This is a genomic window from Streptomyces sp. RK9, assembly GCF_045070545.1.
Lineage (GTDB): Bacteria > Actinomycetota > Actinomycetes > Streptomycetales > Streptomycetaceae > Streptomyces > Streptomyces alboflavus.
Genome location: NZ_CP173703.1, coordinates 1,922,665 through 1,938,837, shown reverse-complemented (window position 1 = coordinate 1,938,837; position 16,173 = coordinate 1,922,665). Strand labels below are relative to the sequence as shown.

Annotated in this window: 15 protein-coding genes and 1 pseudogene; 7 read left to right on the top strand and 9 right to left on the bottom strand. The window is 72.0% G+C overall.

The window, feature by feature from the left end; genetic code table 11:
• Positions 1 to 41: 41 nt before the first annotated feature.
• On the bottom strand, positions 42 to 536 hold the full coding sequence (locus tag AB6L24_RS07530; RefSeq protein ID WP_380857411.1) for a DUF3145 domain-containing protein: 495 nt from the start codon (positions 534 to 536) through the stop codon (positions 42 to 44).
• A 352-nt stretch (positions 537 to 888) separates the two neighbouring features.
• On the opposite strand from AB6L24_RS07530, the gene AB6L24_RS07525 reads away from it, so the two are divergent.
• Positions 889 to 1,800, top strand: a complete 912-nt coding sequence (locus AB6L24_RS07525) for an SGNH/GDSL hydrolase family protein (RefSeq protein ID WP_405653481.1) — start codon at positions 889 to 891, stop codon at positions 1,798 to 1,800.
• Here the strand turns inward: AB6L24_RS07525 and AB6L24_RS07520 are convergent.
• Positions 1,775 to 2,164, bottom strand: coding sequence for a RidA family protein (locus tag AB6L24_RS07520; RefSeq protein ID WP_405657077.1), 390 nt, complete (start codon positions 2,162 to 2,164; stop codon positions 1,775 to 1,777). The two genes, AB6L24_RS07525 and AB6L24_RS07520, sit on opposite strands and share 26 nt — an antisense overlap.
• Before the next feature lie 97 nt (positions 2,165 to 2,261).
• On the bottom strand, positions 2,262 to 3,176 hold the full coding sequence (locus tag AB6L24_RS07515) for an NAD(P)-dependent oxidoreductase (protein ID WP_405653479.1): 915 nt from the start codon (positions 3,174 to 3,176) through the stop codon (positions 2,262 to 2,264).
• 58 nt (positions 3,177 to 3,234) lie between these two features.
• On the opposite strand from AB6L24_RS07515, the gene AB6L24_RS07510 reads away from it, so the two are divergent.
• Together AB6L24_RS07510 and AB6L24_RS07505 are read left to right on the top strand one after the other, a co-directional pair.
• Positions 3,235 to 4,194: a LysR family transcriptional regulator gene (locus tag AB6L24_RS07510; RefSeq protein ID WP_405653477.1), complete on the top strand. Its 960-nt coding sequence runs from the start codon at positions 3,235 to 3,237 to the stop codon at positions 4,192 to 4,194.
• Positions 4,195 to 4,342: 148 nt separating this feature from the next.
• Positions 4,343 to 5,572, top strand: a complete 1,230-nt coding sequence (locus tag AB6L24_RS07505; RefSeq protein WP_405657076.1) for a pyroglutamyl peptidase — start codon at positions 4,343 to 4,345, stop codon at positions 5,570 to 5,572.
• Here AB6L24_RS07505 and AB6L24_RS07500 read toward each other — a convergent pair.
• Positions 5,559 to 6,392, bottom strand: coding sequence for an EI24 domain-containing protein (locus AB6L24_RS07500; protein ID WP_405653475.1), 834 nt, complete (start codon positions 6,390 to 6,392; stop codon positions 5,559 to 5,561). The two genes, AB6L24_RS07505 and AB6L24_RS07500, sit on opposite strands and share 14 nt — an antisense overlap.
• 167 nt (positions 6,393 to 6,559) lie before the next feature.
• On the opposite strand from AB6L24_RS07500, the gene AB6L24_RS07495 reads away from it, so the two are divergent.
• The 3 genes from AB6L24_RS07495 (at position 6,560) to AB6L24_RS07485 (ending at position 10,864) form a co-directional block, all read left to right on the top strand.
• Positions 6,560 to 9,130 carry a M14 family zinc carboxypeptidase gene (locus AB6L24_RS07495; protein WP_405653473.1) on the top strand — a complete coding sequence of 857 codons (2,571 nt, stop codon included), beginning with the start codon at positions 6,560 to 6,562 and terminating at the stop codon, positions 9,128 to 9,130.
• A gap of 716 nt (positions 9,131 to 9,846) precedes the next feature.
• Positions 9,847 to 10,641 (top strand): Scr1 family TA system antitoxin-like transcriptional regulator, encoded by a 795-nt coding sequence (locus AB6L24_RS07490; RefSeq protein ID WP_405653471.1) that lies wholly within the window; start codon positions 9,847 to 9,849, stop codon positions 10,639 to 10,641.
• On the top strand, positions 10,634 to 10,864 hold the full coding sequence (locus tag AB6L24_RS07485) for a DUF397 domain-containing protein (protein WP_405653468.1): 231 nt from the start codon (positions 10,634 to 10,636) through the stop codon (positions 10,862 to 10,864). Before AB6L24_RS07490 ends, AB6L24_RS07485 begins: the two co-directional genes overlap by 8 nt.
• A 4-nt stretch (positions 10,865 to 10,868) precedes the next feature.
• On the opposite strand, the pseudogene AB6L24_RS07480 reads toward AB6L24_RS07485, so the two are convergent.
• The 3 genes and pseudogenes from AB6L24_RS07480 to AB6L24_RS07470 all read right to left on the bottom strand — a co-directional run.
• Positions 10,869 to 11,051: pseudogene (locus tag AB6L24_RS07480) on the bottom strand (thiamine pyrophosphate-dependent enzyme); the annotation flags it as partial.
• 724 nt (positions 11,052 to 11,775) lie between these two features.
• Positions 11,776 to 12,204, bottom strand: a complete 429-nt coding sequence (locus AB6L24_RS07475; protein WP_405653465.1) for an organic hydroperoxide resistance protein — start codon at positions 12,202 to 12,204, stop codon at positions 11,776 to 11,778.
• A 94-nt stretch (positions 12,205 to 12,298) separates the two neighbouring features.
• Positions 12,299 to 13,333 (bottom strand): NADP-dependent oxidoreductase, encoded by a 1,035-nt coding sequence (locus AB6L24_RS07470; RefSeq protein ID WP_405653463.1) that lies wholly within the window; start codon positions 13,331 to 13,333, stop codon positions 12,299 to 12,301.
• A 134-nt stretch (positions 13,334 to 13,467) separates the two neighbouring features.
• Between AB6L24_RS07470 and AB6L24_RS07465 the strand changes: the two genes are divergently transcribed.
• Positions 13,468 to 13,914: a MarR family winged helix-turn-helix transcriptional regulator gene (locus AB6L24_RS07465; protein ID WP_380857384.1), complete on the top strand. Its 447-nt coding sequence runs from the start codon at positions 13,468 to 13,470 to the stop codon at positions 13,912 to 13,914.
• A gap of 3 nt (positions 13,915 to 13,917) precedes the next feature.
• On the opposite strand, the gene AB6L24_RS07460 is transcribed toward AB6L24_RS07465, so the two are convergent.
• Both AB6L24_RS07460 and AB6L24_RS07455 read right to left on the bottom strand, forming a co-directional pair.
• Entirely contained in the window at positions 13,918 to 14,706 is a 789-nt protein-coding gene (locus tag AB6L24_RS07460; protein WP_405653460.1) for a hypothetical protein, read from the bottom strand.
• A 198-nt stretch (positions 14,707 to 14,904) separates the two neighbouring features.
• Positions 14,905 to 16,167, bottom strand: coding sequence for a helix-turn-helix domain-containing protein (locus tag AB6L24_RS07455; protein ID WP_030358559.1), 1,263 nt, complete (start codon positions 16,165 to 16,167; stop codon positions 14,905 to 14,907).
• Positions 16,168 to 16,173 lie beyond the last annotated feature (6 nt).

The following is a 16,173-nucleotide window of genomic DNA, read 5'->3' as shown; positions in this document are numbered from 1 at the left end:
AACCGGGTGGGCCTTCGACGTGTCCGCTCCTTGAACCGCTCCTAGACGACCTGGTGCAGCCAGCGCACCGGCGCGCCCTCGCCCGCGTACCGGAACGGCTCCAGTTCGTCGTCCCAGGGCTTGCCGAGCAGTTTGGCCAGCTCGGCGGCCAGGTCGCTCTCGCCGCTCTGGGAGCGGGCGAGGGCGGCGCGCAGCCGGTCCTCGGGGATCAGGATGTCGCCGTGGATGCCGGTGACGGCGTGGAAGATGCCGAGCCGGGGGGTGGCGCTGTAGCGCTCGCCCTCGGCCGACGCGCTGGGCTCGGCCGTGACCTCGAAGCGCAGCAGGTCCCAGCCGCGCAGCGCGGAGGCGAGCTTGGAGGCGGTGCCCGCCGAGCCCTGCCAGGAGAACTCGGATCTCCATGTGCCGGGCGCCGCGGGCTGTCGAATCCAGTCGAGGCTGACGCGTGCGCCGAGCACGCCCGCGACGGCCCACTCGACGTGCGGGCACAGCGCGCGCGGTGCGGAGTGCACGTACAGAACTCCACGTGTCGTCACCGGGACCTCCAGTGTGGGACGAGGTACGCCTTCCCCAGCGGCCTCGCGCCCGTGCCGAGCGATATTCCCCAAAAGCGGGGAAAGTCAAAAAAGGGGACAGATGTGACGTGATGTAATTTAGCGGAACCGAGAAAATCGAGTGCCACTGGGTGGCGAGGCTACCGTGCGGCGAGGCAAGGAGTGTGACGTACCGTCGGTCCGCATGCCGGGAATCCCCCGGGTTTCACTCGCTGGGAGGCCCGGAAACCCCCGGTTGGGTGTCCCGAGGTCCCGCACGGGACATATCAGCACTCGGCGGGACGCAACCCGAACGGCCCGCGCGACGTCACGTTGGACGACAGAGGGGACGAGGATGCGGAATTCAAGGCACCGCGCACGGGCCGCCGTCGCCCTCGCGACGGCGGCTCTCACCGGTTTCGCCACGCTCACCGCGTGTGACGCGTCGGGCGGCGACTCCGCGGCTCCGGGCGGGTCGTCGGCGCAGGACAGAGCGGCCCCGAAGCGGGCCCCCGCCTGGGACACCAGCCCCCGTTCCCTCGCCGCCGTCGGCGACTCCATCACGCGCGGCTTCGACGCCTGCTCGGTGCTCTCCGACTGCCCGGAGGCGTCCTGGGCGACCGGCAGCGACGACGAGGTGCGCAGCCTCGCGCGGCGGCTGCTCGGCAAGCAGCGCGCGGCGACGCACAGTTGGAACTACGCCAAGACCGGCGCGCGGATGGCCGACCTGCCGGGGCAGATGCAGCGGGCGGCGGCGCGCGATCCGGAGCTGGTGACGGTGATGGCGGGCGCCAACGACGCCTGCCGCTCGTCGGCCGACGAGATGACGTCCGTCTCGGAGTTCCGCGCCGACTTCCAGGACGCCCTGCGCACGCTGCGCCGCACCCAGCCGAAGACGCAGGTGTACGTGGCGAGCGTGCCGGACCTGAAGCGGCTCTGGTCCACGGGCCGCACCAACCAGCTCGGCAAGCAGGTGTGGAAGCTCGGCATCTGCAAGTCGATGCTGGCCGACGCGGACAACATGGACCGGGCCGCCACCGACCGGCGGCAGTCGGTGCAGGACCGCGTGGTGGCGTACAACAAGGTGCTCAAGGACGTGTGCGCGCGGGATCAGCGCTGCCGGTACGACGGCGGGGCCGTCTTCGACTTCCACTTCGACGGGGACCAGTTGAGCCACTGGGACTGGTTCCACCCCAGCAAGGACGGGCAGTCGCGCCTCGCCGAGATGGCCCACAAGGGCGTCACGGCCGCCCGGCCCGGCAGATAGCGACCACCTCCACCTCGATCAGGGCCTCCTTCTTGAACAGCCGCGGGACCGACACCGTGGTGCTCGTGGGCGGTGTCCCGGTGAGGTAGGTGCGGCGCACGGCGGCGTAGCCGGGCAGGTCGTCCATGTCCGTCAGGAACGTACGGATGTTGATGATGTCGGCGAGCGTCGCGCCGTGCGCCTCCAGGAGCGCGGTGAGGGTCGCGAAGACGCCGTGGCTCTGCTCGGCGATGTCCGCGCCCTCGGCGATCTGCCCGGAGAGGTACAACAGGGCGCCGCCGTCGGCGAGTTGGACGCGGGCGACCTGGGAGTAGGGGCCGAGGGGCTGGGGCGCGGTGGTGGGGTTGTCGAGGGTGACGGTCATGTGGTCGGTCATGCGGTCGGTCATGTACGGGGTCTCCTGAAGGTGCGTTCCGGGGTGAGGGAAGGAAAGAGGGCGGGCGGGGTCGGCCGGTGCGGCGTCAGGCGCGGGGCTCGCGGGCGCGGCGGATGCGGGTGACGGCCGCGGCGATGTCCTCGTCCGCCACGTCCGGGTCCGCCGCCGCTGCCTCGTAGTGGCCGAGGACCGCCTCCATCGCGGGCAGCCACGTCGTGCTCGTGGCGAGCGCCACGTCCTTCGCGGCGAGGCCGTTGCCGAAGTGCACGTCGGTGGCGAAGGCGCGGGCGACGGCGCCCCCGAGCGGCCCCTGGGCCAGGACGCCCCGCGCCACCTCCGCGTCCAGGCCGAGCGCGTCGGCGAGGGCCATCGACTCCGCGACCAGGGCGACCCCGCCGAGCACGGCGGTGTTCACGACGACCTTGAGCGCGGCGCCGGAGCCGAGGGGGCCGGTGCGGGTCACCGTGCCGAGGTGGGCGAGCAGGGGCTCGACGGCGCCTGCGTCGCCGCCCGCGAGGATGCCGAGCCGCCCCGCCGCGGCCTTGTCCGTGCTGCCCGCCACGGGCGCGTCGACCAGCGTGACGCCGTCCGGCACCCGCTCCCCCAGCTGCCGTACGGCGTCGGGTCCGACGGTCGACATCTCCACCCAGTGGACGCCGGCGCGCTCCCGCAGCACCGGCAGGATCTCGTCGGCGACGTGCCGCAGCGCGTCCGGTCCGGCGAGCATCGTGATGACGACGTCGGCGTCGCGGACTGCTTCCGCGGGCGTCGAGGCGGAGTGCGCGCCCGCCGCGACGAGCGGTTCCGCCTTCGCGGCGGTGCGGTTCCACACGGTCAGCGGGTGCCCGGCGGCCAGGACGCGGCCGGCCATGGGGGCGCCCATGTGCCCGAGCCCGAGGAAGGCGACGCGCTGCCGCGGGGCGGGGGCGGACAGTTCCGTGCCCTGTTCCGTGCCTTGTTCCACGCTCTGTTCCGTGTTCCGTTCGGTGTTCCGTTCCATGCGTACGACGCTAGGCCCGGGCAGGTGATGCCACAAGCGAATGCCTAGCATGGGAGCCATGCATGATCCGCATGCCTCACAGAGCACCGCGAGCGACGCGTCCGGCGTCGCCGCGGCCGACGTGTCGACCGCCTGGCTGCGCGCGTTCGTGACGGTGGCCCGGCACGGCTCCTTCACCGTGGCCGCGCGGCGCCTGGTCCTGACGCAGTCCGCCGTGTCCCGCCAGATCGCCTCCCTGGAGGGCGCGCTCGGCGGCGCGCCGCTGTTCGACCGGCTGCCGCGCGGGGTGCGGCCGACCGCGCACGGGCGGGCCGCGCTGCCGCACGCGGAGGCCGCTCTGCGCCAACTGGGGCTGCTGCGGCGGGAGTTGGCGGATCTGGACGACGTGGCGGGTGGGCTGCTCCGGTTCGGGGCGTTCGCCACGGCGGACGCGGCGCTGGTGCCGCGGGCCATCGCGCTGTTCCGGGCCCGCCACCCCGGCGTGGCCCTCGCGCGCGAGGAGGGCTTCACCGGGCCGCTGCTCGGGCGGCTCGTGGAGGGCGAGTTGGACCTGGCCGTCGTGTCGACGACGGGCGGCCCGCTCGACGACGACGCCTACGAACTGCACCACCTGCTCGACGAGGCGCTGTACGTGGCCGTGCCCGCGGACCACCCGCTGGCGGCCGAGCCGTGCGTCGGCCTGGACCGGCTCGCCGCCGACGACTGGATCTCCGGCAGCCCCGAACCGGCGGGCACCCTGCTCGACGCGGCGCTGCGGCACGGCTTCCGGCCCCGGATCGCGCACGTGGTCGGCGAGTGGACGGCCAAGCAGGGGTACGTCGCCGCGGGCCTCGGCGTGACCCTGGTCCCGGCGCTCGCGGCACAGGGGGCACGGCCGGACATCGTCCTGGTGCCGGTGCGCGACGAGGGGGTCCCCGCGCGCGTGGTGTACGCGGCGACGGCGCGGGGCCGGACGCCGCCGCCCGCGGTGGCCCCCTTCCTCGTGGCGCTGCGGGAGGCGTGCGGGGACGCCGCGTAGCGGGCGCGGTGACGAAATCTCCCCGTGGGGCATGGCGCCGACCACTCCCGCCCCGCGATACTTCGGCCACCTCACCTGCAACGGAAGGACTCTCGTGGCTACGTCCCCCACCCCCGGGATATCAGGCCGAAGGATCGGCGTGTACGGCGTGTTCGGCGCCGTCCTCCTCGCCGGGACCTTCGTGCCACCCGCGTCGGCCGCCGACACCGTCCGGGCCGGCGCGCCCACCGTCGAGGAGCAGCGCCTGGACCGCGCGGCGCCCCAGGAGATCCTGCGGCGCGCCGGGTTCGACCGGATCGCGCCCGGCTTCGCGCGGGACCTCGGCCGGGTGCGCTCCTACGCGCAGGCGGAGCGGCTCGTCGTACGCGAGGGGCAGGCGCTGTGGCGGCGGGCCGTGGACCGGGCGCAGGGGCGCGGGCCGCTCGGCGGAGACTTGAGCCGGGACGACGACCGGCCGTTGTACTGGGCGCGGCTCGGGATGACGCGGGCGCTGCGCGGCTGGGAGCCGCGCGGGTTCGAGCTGGGGGACGACCGGCGGGAGCGGCTGCTCGGGAAGCTGGAGACGACGTCCCGGGGCCAGGACACGATCAGCTATCCCAAGGGCCACCGGATGAAGCGGGTCCTCGTGACCGGCTTCGACCCGTTCACGCTCGACCGCGACACCCGCATCAGCAACCCGTCCGGGGCCTCCGCGCTCGCCCTCGACGGCACCGTCGTGCGCACCGCCGCGGGCCCGGTGCGCATCGAGACGGCCGTGTTCCCGGTGCGCTGGACGGACTTCGCCGAGGGCGAGGTGGAGCGGGTCCTGCGGCGGCAGCTGCCGCGCGTCGACCTGTTCACGACGGTGAGCCAGGGCCGGGTGGGCAAGTTCGACATCGAGCGGACCAACGGGGCCTGGCGGGGCGGGTTCGGGGACAACGAGAACCTGTCGAGCACCGGCACCGTGCCGGTCACCGACCCGGCCTCGCAGCCGCAGTGGACGACGACCACCCTCCCGTACAAGGACATCGTGGCGGCCGACACCGGGCGCTTCCCCGTGTACGACAACACGGCCGTGACCGAGATCCCCGCGGGCGGCGGCACGCCGGTGCAGCGGCCTGACGGGCCGACCCCGGGGTCGACGGCGCGGCAGGGCGGCGGCGGGGACTACCTGTCCAACGAGATCGCCTACCGGGCGACGCTGCTGCGCGACCGGCTCGGGCTGCGCGACCGGCTGCCCGGCGGCCATGTGCACACGCCCGTCCTGCAGTTCGGCGCCGGGAACACCGACCCGGCGACCGGAAAGATCACGGACGCGGAGTTCGTCCGCAACCGGGTCGACATCATCGGGCAGGTGCGGCAGATCGTGGTGACGGCCGTGGAGGCTAAGGGGCGGTAGGCGCGCCCCGGCCGTCCGGCCGGGGAGTCCCGCTCGCGTCGCCGGAGTCGTCGGTGTCGTCGGGGTCGTCGTCGGCGCCCGCGTCCTCGCCCATGAGGTCCCGTGCCAGCAGCGTCGCCCCGGCGACCGCGCCCGGCATCAGGAACACGGCGACGAACGGCACCAGGAAGACGACCGCGAGCGGGGCGCCGAAGCCCCACGCCAGGGACTTGCGGGCCCGGAGCAGGGCCAGGCGGTCGCGCAGCCGCACCCCGCGGCGCTGCAGCGCGACCGCCGTCAGCTCCTCCACCAGGAAGAAGCCGGTGACGAAGAAGCCCATCACCGGGACCACGGTCTGGCCGACGACCGGCAGGAAGCCCAGGCCGAAGAGCAGCACGCCCCAGATCAGGGCCCGTACGACGATGCGGAGGCTGTCGCGGACGGAGATGAGCAGCTCGCGCCAGAGCGGCAGACCCGACTCGGGCGCGAAGCCCGCCACGGAGATGTCGACCTGCTCGGACAGCGACTCGTAGAACGGCTCGCCGATCACCAGCGTCACCGCGGTGAAGGTGATCACGGACAGGAGCAGGGCCAGGGCGAAGAGCAGGACCGTCAGGAAGCCGCGGAACAGACCCGGCCACGGGTCGGACCAGTCGTCGGCGAACGGCGTCGCCCAGGAGACGAGGTCCGTGCCCCACAGGGCGAGTGCGACGAGCGCGCCCGCGTACAGGACGAGGGTGATCAGTCCTGGCAGCAGCCCCCATCCGAACTGCTTGCCGTGCTGGGCGACCCAGCGCTGCCCCTTCACCAGATAGCCGAATCCACGACCCAGTTCACGCATGCGGCACACCTTATCCGGCCCGCCGCCGCGGCCCCGGGCCGGTGCGGGTGGGGTGGCTGTTTCGTGAATACCCCCTTGTTGCGCGCGATTTCACCCTGTAGACCTCCCCTACTGATCTCTCGACTGATCTCTCGGGTCGGCGAACGGCCCACGCTTCGGAGGTACGTATGGGGATATCCCGCCCGTCAAGACCCGTGCTCCTGACCGCATCCGCCGCCGCGGGCACGCTCCTGTTCACCGCGCTCACCCCGAGCGGCGCGAGCGCCGACCCCGCGCCCCGGCCCGTGATCCGCGACGAGGCCCCCCTCGACTCGCCCGACCGGGCCGCGAAGGCCCCCGAGAGCGCGGCGGACCGCGCGCTCGACGACAGCGCGGGCGCGGCCCGCACCGAAGCAGGACGCGGCTATCCGCGGGAGCGGAAGCTGGCCGCGGTGCCGAAGAACCCGGCCGACAAGTCCATCAAGCTGGGCCTGACCCCGTACCACGCCATCGCCCCCCGGCTGAACAAGATCCAGGGCATCGGCGACCGGGTCAGCGTGGAGATAGCCGGGCGGTCGGCCGGAGGGCACGACCTGTATCTGGTGACGGTCACCGCGCCCGAGTCGGCGCGCGAGGCCGCCCGGCAGGAGAAGATGCGCGACCGCATCGAGAACGCGCCCGCGGCCGCCGCCAAGGACAAGAAGCTCAAGTCCGCGTACAAGGCGCCGGTGTTCATCAACAACAACATCCACGGCAACGAGTGGGAGGGCACCGACGCGGCCCTGAAGCTCATCGAGAAGCTGGCGAAGGCCAAGGACGCCAAGACCCGCGACCTGCTCGCCCGGCACCGCCTCTACTTCAACGTCACGATGAACCCCGACGGGCGGATCGCCGGCACCCGCGAGAACGCAGGCGGCTTCGATCTGAACCGGGACTTCATCACCGGGACCCAGTCCGAGACGCGCGCGGTGCGGCAGATCGCCATCGACAAGCAGCCCACGATGATGATCGACCTGCACGGGTACGTGAACGGCACGCTCATCGAGCCGACCACCCCGCCGCACGGCGAGAACTACGAGTACGACCTGTTCCTGAAGAACAGCTACGCCAACGCCCTCGGCATGGAGAAGGCCGTCAACGGCCTCGGCTACACCGAGCAGAAGGACGGCGTGCTGCCCGCCGTCATCCCCTTCCGCGACCAGCAGGAGGGCTGGGACGACTGGCCGCCGATCTTCACGCCGCAGTACATGCCGTTCCACGGCGCGGTCGCGGCGCACACCATCGAGTTCCCGATGCAGGTGAACAACGAGGAGTACGACTCCCAGCCCGCCGCCGAGCTGCGCCGCCGCTCCGCCATCAACGTGGACATCGCGGGCGCGGCCATGAAGGCGACCCTCGACTACGCGCGCGGCCACCGCACGTCGCTGATCGCCGACCAGATCGAGGTGTTCCGGCGCGGCGCCGCGGGCGCGAAGTCGGTGGAGATCTCCGAGGAGACGGTGCCCGGCGTGCCCGGCATCGGCCCGGAGGACGTCTACACCACGAAGTTCCCGCGCGCGTACGTCATCCCGGCCGGCGAGCGCCAGCGCTCCGCCGCCGCCACGGCCCGCCTCGTGGACCATCTCCTCGCCAACGACGTGCGGGTGCGGCGCGCCACCCGGGACTTCCGGCTCGGCAACACCTCGTACGAGAAGGGCTCGTACGTCGTCGACATGCGCCAGCCCAAGCGGGGCATCGCGAACGTGATCCTCGCGGACGGGCGGGACATCAGCGACAAGGTGTCGGCGATGTACGACATCTCGGGCTGGAGCCTCGGCCGACTGTGGGGCGCGTCCGTGGTGTCCGCCCGCAAGGGCGACCCCGCCGCGGTGCCGTCGCGTTCCGTCCAGTCCGCCGCACGCGTCGGCTCTGTCGCCCCGCGCGGTGACCTGCGCCTTCGCCTGGACGACCCCCGCGAGGTGGCCGCGCTCAACTCCCTCACCGCTGACGGTGTTCCGGTGCGCCGGGCCGCCGACGGCGGCAGCGTCATCGTGCCGGGTTCGGCGCGGCGGGCCGCTCGGGACGCGGCGAAGAAGTACGACGTGGCGTTCACCGCGACCAAGGCGCGGGGCAAGGACGTGGTGCGGCGCACGCGGGTCGCCGCGGCCGTGACGCCCGGCGAACTCTTCGCGCTCCGGGAGATGAACTTCGACGTGCTCCCGGTGTCGACCGCCGTCCTCAACGACGGCTTCGACTGGCGCAAGGCCGACGTCCTGTTCGTGTCCTCCGGGCTCGACCGCGCCGAGCTGAAGCCCGCCGCGCGCAAGCGGCTCGACGCGTTCCTCGCCGGGGGCGGCGGGCTTGTCGGGCGGGGCGCCGGGGGTGCCGCCCTGAACGAGGCCGCCGGGCTCCTGCCCGTCACGGCCGTCCAGGGCAACGGCGACGCCAACGGTGTGGTCCGGGTGCGCAACGCCGGTGGCCCCGTGGCCGGTTCCGGCTCCGGGTACGGCTTCGTCTACGCGCCCATGTGGTTCACCGGCCTCGGTGACGGGGTCCGCGTCGAGCAGGCCTACGCGGGTGGCAAGCCGTTGGTCTCCGGGCACTGGCGCGCCGACTCCTCCGGCGCGGGCGGCCCGGCCGACGCGGCCGGGGAGGCGTCCGTCGTCAGCGGGACGAGTGGCTCTGCGCGGGTCGTCCTGTTCGGCACGGAGCCGTTGTTCCGGGGGCACCCGAAGGGGGTGTTCGCCCAGGTGGGGCGGGCGTTGTTCGGGGTGCGGTAGGGGCCCTGCCGGGGGCTCCCCACTGCGTCCATCAGCGCGCTCCGCGCGCGGGCACTCCTTCCCGTAACCGGGGCTCCGCCCCAGACCCCACTCCTCAAACGCCGGAGGGGCTGAAAGTTGCCGGCCCATTATCCAGCCCCTCCGGCGTAGGAAGGGGCGGTCGCGTGCCGTGACCGCCTCGGCCGGGGCGTGGACCGGAGGATGACGTCGAGGGCTTGCTGGGGGTCGGCGGTGTAGCTGCCGCTGGCCCAGGCCGCGTTGGCTTCGATTACTGCCCAGCGGCCTTCGGTCACACCTACAGGTGGAGCTTGCCGTGTTCCGCGTACTGGCTGCCGGTGTGCACCTTGCCGTTGCGGGTCGAGTTGCTCCGGGCCTGGCAGCCACACGGTCGGCGTCGTACAGGCCTCCTCGTACAGGTCCGTCGTGAGGAACCCCTCTTCCCAGGCAATGTCGATCACCTTGGCGAGTAGGGGTGGAGTGAGAAACGGGAACAGGTCGTCGGTCCAGCGTGGTGGTGTCGTCATGGAAGGCGAGTGGCGCAGCCACGCCGGACGGAACTGGGACGGGCGGTGGTCGGGGGACGGCAAGCGACAAAGACCAGCACCTGCAACTTCACCAGCGCCTCACCCTGTAACGAATCACTCACAGAGGGAGACCGACCCGGCTACTCTCGCCAGGGAACAAGCGATTCGGCCTCTGCCGCACGGGAGTTGACCATGGGAACGACCTACGGAGACTGGCTCAGGGCACAGCGCGAGGCGGCCGGGTTGACGCAGGAGCAGCTGGCCGAAGCGGCGATCATGACGCGCACGCACATCGCGCACATCGAGGCGGGCCGTCGCGTGCCGTCCCCTGAGGACGCGAGAAGGCTCGACATGACCCTGGGCACGAAGGATGCGCTGACCAACTTCCTCCCGAAGAAGGAGGCGGAGGTCGCCGACTACTTCGAGGCGGTAAGGGTCTTCGAGCAGCAGGCCGTGATGATCCGGGAGTTCGGCCTGTCGTATATCCCGGGCCTGCTCCAGACGGACAGGTACGCGCACGCCGTCCTGAGCCAGGCATTCCCTCCGGTGAGCGAGGAAACGCAAGCCAAGCGTCTCGCCACCCGCCTTGAACGCAGGAAGATCCTCGACGATCCGGTGACGCCCATCCTCTGGGCACTGCTGGACGAGGCAGTGCTACGGCGCCCCGTGGGCGGCGAAGACGTGATGGCGGAGCAGATCATGCACCTCGTCCGCCTCGCTGAGACCGGTCGCATCCGCGTGCATCTGCTGCCGTTCGCGGCGAGCCCGCATCCGCTGGCGCAGAGCATGCTCAAGCTGATGTGGTTCGAGGACCAACCCCCTCTGGCCTACTGCGAGGGCGTCTACGTGGGGATGGTTCATGACTCCCCGTCAGTAGTCCGGGAGTTGCAGACTAGTTACGATCTCGCCTTGAGCGACGCACTGCCGCTGAAGGCGTCACTGGCTCTGCTGAAGGCAACAGCGAAGGACTACGGGCATCATGACTGAGCACCTCATACCGGACGCAGCTCCGCTGAGCGGCTGGCGCAAGTCGTCGTACAGCGGCCCCAACGCCGACGACTGCCTCGAGGTCCTGGACGGCTACCCCACCGGCGTCCCCGTCCGTGACTCCAAGACCCCCCACGGCCCCGCGCCGGTCTTCCCAGTGGCCAGTTGGGCGGCATTCGTCTCGGCCGTCAAGGACGGGACGCTCGACACTGAAGCCGGGTGAATGATCAGTTCGTGCCGAGGTGCGTCGGCTCGAACATGCTGAGCAGCGCCGGCAGCACGACCATGCTCGGCCCCGGCTCGTCAAGGGCCTTCGCCAGGTCGTCGCGCAGCCGCTCCGGCGAGGTCCGCACGCTCGGCACGCCGAAGGACTCGGCGAGCGCGACGAAGTCGGGGCGGGCCGGCTCCGTGATCGAGTACACCGCGCGGCCGAGAAGCCGTAGCGGAGCGTGAGGCACGTCCCACACTGGGGACTTCGTGGTGACTCGCCGCCTTTCCATACGCCAAGGAACCAGTTTTCGTAAGCCTATTCCAAGGCATCACCGAGCGGAATAAATCCTGCCACCTGCCCCATCGCTCTTCCATCTCGAACGGGTCGACATTACGCGTTACATGCTTACACCTCAGAGACCCCCTACGGAGAGGTTGAGTCATGAAACGAAGTCGATTACTGCGAATTACTCTCGCCGTCGCCGCGTTCGCGACGGTCGGCACTTCAGCCTCGGCGCAGGCGGACGACCAGGAGCCAAACCGGGTCATCACCTACGAGAGGATCCCCACGAATCCGCCTCGCTACGACAAGCACGAGTACTGCATAAAGCCTGGACAGACAGCAATCAACATCCGCAGCATCAAGTATCCGGCCTGGCTTGTCGTGGGCGCCAAGCGCATTTTAGCCACTCCGTGGCACCAAGCAAAGAGATGCCACGGGGCTGGTGGAAAGCTCACAGGTCACCGATCTGCGGGTGAAACTCACTCTCCTGACACGTGACGGAAATTTCATCAGCACAACCACCATGGTTCCAGAGGTGACCGAGCCACACCGCCCCTGACCCCAGGGGCGGGCGGAGCGCAGGCAGGGGCGGGACCGGGGTGCCCCGGCCCCGCCCCTGCCTGTGCTCCGCAGTCCGCGCGTCAGGCGACCTTCACGTCCACCTTGATGTTGCCGCGGGTCGCGTTGGAGTAGGGGCAGACCTGGTGGGCCTGCTCCACCAGGGACTGGGCCGTCGCGGCGTCCACGTTCGGGATGGAGGCGGTGAGTTCGACCTCGAGGCCGAAGCCGCCGGCGCCGTTCGCGCCGATGCCGACCTTCGCGGTGACGGTGGAGCCGGAGATGTCGGCCTTCTCGCGGCGGGCGACCACGCCGAGGGCGCCCTGGAAGCAGGCGCTGTAGCCGGCGGCGAAGAGCTGCTCGGGGTTGGTGCCCGCGCCGCTGCCGCCCATCTCCTTCGGCGGGTTCACGACGACGTCGAGCTTGCCGTCGTCGCTGGCGACCCGACCGTCGCGGCCGTTCTCCGCGGTGGCCACGGCGGTGTACTTGACGTCGATGTTCTGGATGGACATAACTGCCGATCCCTCCTGGGGTGTGCCGTGTCGCGCGCCCGCCGACCCGGCGATTGTGGAATTAGGTTATCGGATTGCGGAATGGTGGGGAGGCTCAGGCGTCCAGGGAGACGATCATCTTTCCCGTGTTCTCGCCGCGCAGCATGCCCAGGAACGCCTCCGCGCCGCTCTCGATCCCGTGCGCGAACGTCTCGTTGTACTTGAGCTCGCCGGAGCGCACCCAGCCGCCGACCTCGCGTACGAACTGGCCCTGAAGGTCCTGGTGGTCCTGGACGAGCATGCCCTGGACCCGGAGGCGCTTACCGATGATCATGGCCATGTTGCGGGGGCCCGGCGTCGGCTCGGTGTCGTTGTAGCCGGCGATCATGCCGCAGATGGTGATCCGGCCGTGCACGTTCATGCGGCTGATGGCGGCCTCCAGGTGCTCGCCGCCGACGTTGTCGAAGTAGACGTCGACGCCGTCGGGGGCGGCCTCCTTCAGCTGCTCGACGACCGGGCGCTCGTCGCGGTAGTTGAACGCCGCGTCGAAGCCGTACTCCTCGGTGAGGAGCTTGACCTTCTCGTCCGAGCCCGCCGAGCCGATGACGCGCGCGGCGCCCTTGAGCCGGGCGATCTGGCCGACCTCACTGCCGACGGCACCCGCCGCGCCGGAGACGAAGACCGTGTCGCCCTCCTTGAAGGACGCCACCTCCAGCAGACCCGCGTACGCCGTCAGGCCCGTCATGCCGAGCACGCCGAGGTACGCCGACAGGGGCGCCGCCTCGGGGTCCACCTTCGTCGCGTACGACACCGGCACCGACGCGTACTCCCGCCAGCCCGCGAAGTGCAGCACGTGGTCGCCCACCGCGAAGCCGTCCGCGTTCGACGCCACGACGACGCCCACCGCGCCGCCGTCCATGGGCTGGTCCAGCTGGAACGGCGGGATGTAGGACTTCACGTCGTTCATGCGGCCGCGCATGTACGGGTCGACCGAGAAGTGCAGGTTCCGGACCAGGACGCGGCCCTCCGCGGGGGCCTCGACCGGGACCTCGCGGAGCGCGAAGTCCTCCGGGACCGGCCAGCCGTGCGGGCGACGCACGAGGTGCCAGGCACGGCCGGTGGCCGGGAGCTGCTCGGGGGCTGCGGACATGAGGGGTGTCCTCCTCAGGCTGGGGGGCGACGGGCGGGGCGGAGCGGTCGGCTCCGACCCCTAATGCTTCATGTTCTGAAATAAGCATGCGCTTCGATATTTCATGTTGTCAAGTAAATGGGTAACCTGGAGCCATGGCCACCCAGAATCCGGACACCCCCGCCCCGCGCGTCGACCCGCTGACCCTCGAGGTCGTGGAGCTGATCGGCTCCGTGGTCGCGCGCTACTACGAGGAGTACGAGGTCGCCGCGGGCAAGCACGCGCTGACCGGCGCGCAGGCGCGGGTGCTCGGGCTGCTCTCGTTGGAGCCCATGCCGATGCGGCGCATCGCGCAGAAGCTGAAGTGCGAGCCGTCGAACGTGACCGGCATCGTCGACCGCCTGGAGGCGCGCGGCCTGGTCGAGCGGCGGCCCGACCCCGCCGACCGGCGCGTGAAGCTGGCCGCGCCGACGGCCGACGGGCTCACGACCGCGCGCAGCCTGCGGGAGTCCCTCGACTTCGCCCGGGAGCCGCTGGCCGAGCTCTCCCGCGAGGAGCGGGAGTCGCTGCGGGAGCTGCTGCGGCGGATGCTGGGCGCCTGAGCCCTACGTGCACCACCACAGGAACCGGTCGCACGTCTCCGACGGGCTCGGGTCCGGGTCCGGGTCGCTCGGCGGCTTCGTGGCGGACGGCTTGGGGTCCGGGTCCTGCGGGCTCGTGGTGGGGTTGCCCGAGGTCGGGTCCGGGTCCGGGCCGCCGGAGGTGCCGGTGCCGCCGGTGGCCGTGCCGGTGCCGCCGTCGCCCGCGCCGCCGTCGGAGCCCTGAGCGTCACCGTCGGCGCCTTCGCCGTCGCCGGAGTCCCGGGTGCCCTTGCCGCCCTCGGCCGCCTTCTTGCCCTTGTCGTCGGCGTCGTCGGCCTTGTCCTTCCGCGCCGACTCGGACGCCGACGGCGAACCGTCCGTCGACTCCGCCACCGGCTCCGCCGACGCCCCCGACCCCTGTCCGCCGTCCGTCGCCCCGGCGCCCGCCGACTCCCCCGCCGGCTCGTCGCGGTCCCGCGCGGACGTCGCCCTGGAGTCGTCCGACGCGGACTCGGTGCCCAGCTCGGCCAGGCTCAGGCCGCCCGCGGCGAGCGCGACGCCCGCGGCGATCAGGATGACCTTGCGGCGCCTGCGGCGGTGCTGGGCGGCCCGGCGGCTCCGCTCCCTGCGGCGGCCGCGGCCCCGGACCCGGCCGCGCGGCGAGGGCTCCTCGTCCGTCTCGCCGAGGTCGTCGGGCTCGTCCTGGGCGGCGAGCGCCTCCGCGTACTCACGGCAGGCTTCGGCCGGGGTGCCGCACCCCGGGCAGGCGAGGGCGCCGTTGAGGTGCCGGTGGCACGCGTGGCAGTAGTCCATGAGGCATGGAGGCTAGGTCCCGGGCCGGTACGGAGGAAGCCGATGCTGTGAAGGTTGTGTGCGGAGTCGAACCTTCCGGCGTGTCCTCGCGTCAGGGCGCGCCCGGCACCGTACGGCAGGGCAGGCTTCGTCCGAATTGCCGCACGTGGCGGCCGCACTTCGGGGCAGACCCCACCTCGCCGTCGGCCCGACGGCACCTCACGCCCGCCCCAGCTCCCCCCGCAGCCTGCGCGCCCGCAGCACCAGCTCCAGCTCGAAGCGGCGGTCGGGGTCGTCGACCTCGTCGCCCCACAGCTCCCTGATCTGGCGCAGTCGATAGCGCACGGTTTGCGGGTGCACACCGAGTCGGGCGGCCACCTCGGGGGCGCCGCCGCGCGTTTCCAGCCAGGCGAGCAGGGTCTCGGCGAGGCGGCGGCCGTGCGCCGGGCCGCAGTGGTCCAGGGGTGCGAGGCAGCGCCGTGACAGATCCTCGATGAGTTCCTCGGGCTGGAGCAGGACCAGGGCCTCGGTGTGCTCGGTGCAGTACAGGACCTCACCGGACGGCAGCAGTCCGCGCCCCATCAGGGCGACGGCGGCCTCCGCCCAGCGCAGCGACTTGGCGGCGTCGGCGAGCGGCACGGGCGGGCCGATGGCGCCCGACCAGCCGGTCATGGCGCGGCGGAGCAGTTCGGGGCGGCCCGCGGCGTCCGGGTCGGGCACGACCATGCGGGGCTGCTCGGCCTCCATGTCGAGCAGCACGCCCTCGCCGACGGCCGGGGCCACGGCCTCGCGGGCGGGGCGCAGGAGCACGCCGACGGCGACCCGCTCGGGCAGCTGCCAGCCGACCCGGGCGGCGCGCTCGTCCAGGCCGTTCTCGGCGCCAAGAGCGGAGGCGGCGGAGGTGTCGGGGCGGCGCTCGGAAAGGAGCAGCTCCATGAGCTTGCGTTGCAGTCGCAGCCGCTCACCGGCCTGCCGGGCCGCCGCCTCCGCGTAGCCGCGCACCGACTGGTCGACCAGGCCGTCGAGGTACTCGAAGCCGGATTCGGCCAGCTCGTACATCGCCGGGGGCGGGATCTCGGTCTGCTGGCCGATCTCGGCCAGGCGGCGCCAGGCGAGCCGGACGCCGAGGCGGTAGATGGCCTGGAGCGAGTCGAGGCTGCGGCCGTGCAGGCCCTCGCCGCGGCCGAATTCCTGGAAGACCTCCGGGTGGTAGCGCGGCCGGCCCTCCCGGGTGGCGAGCTGCTGTACGAAGCCCTCCAGAGCGCGGCGGATCCCGATGAGCGCCATCGGCTCGCCGGAGTCGTCGAGAACGACCGGCAGGCCGGGGTACTCTGCCCGGATTTCGCGCAGGATGTCCTGAGCGAGGATGGGCACTTCCTCCAAGGCGAGCGCGGCGAACCGGCGCACCTGGAGGGGCGGGACATCGCGCCAGGCGGAGCCCTTGTACGCGGAGCCCGGGCTTCCGGGAGCGCCGTCCGCGATGTTCTC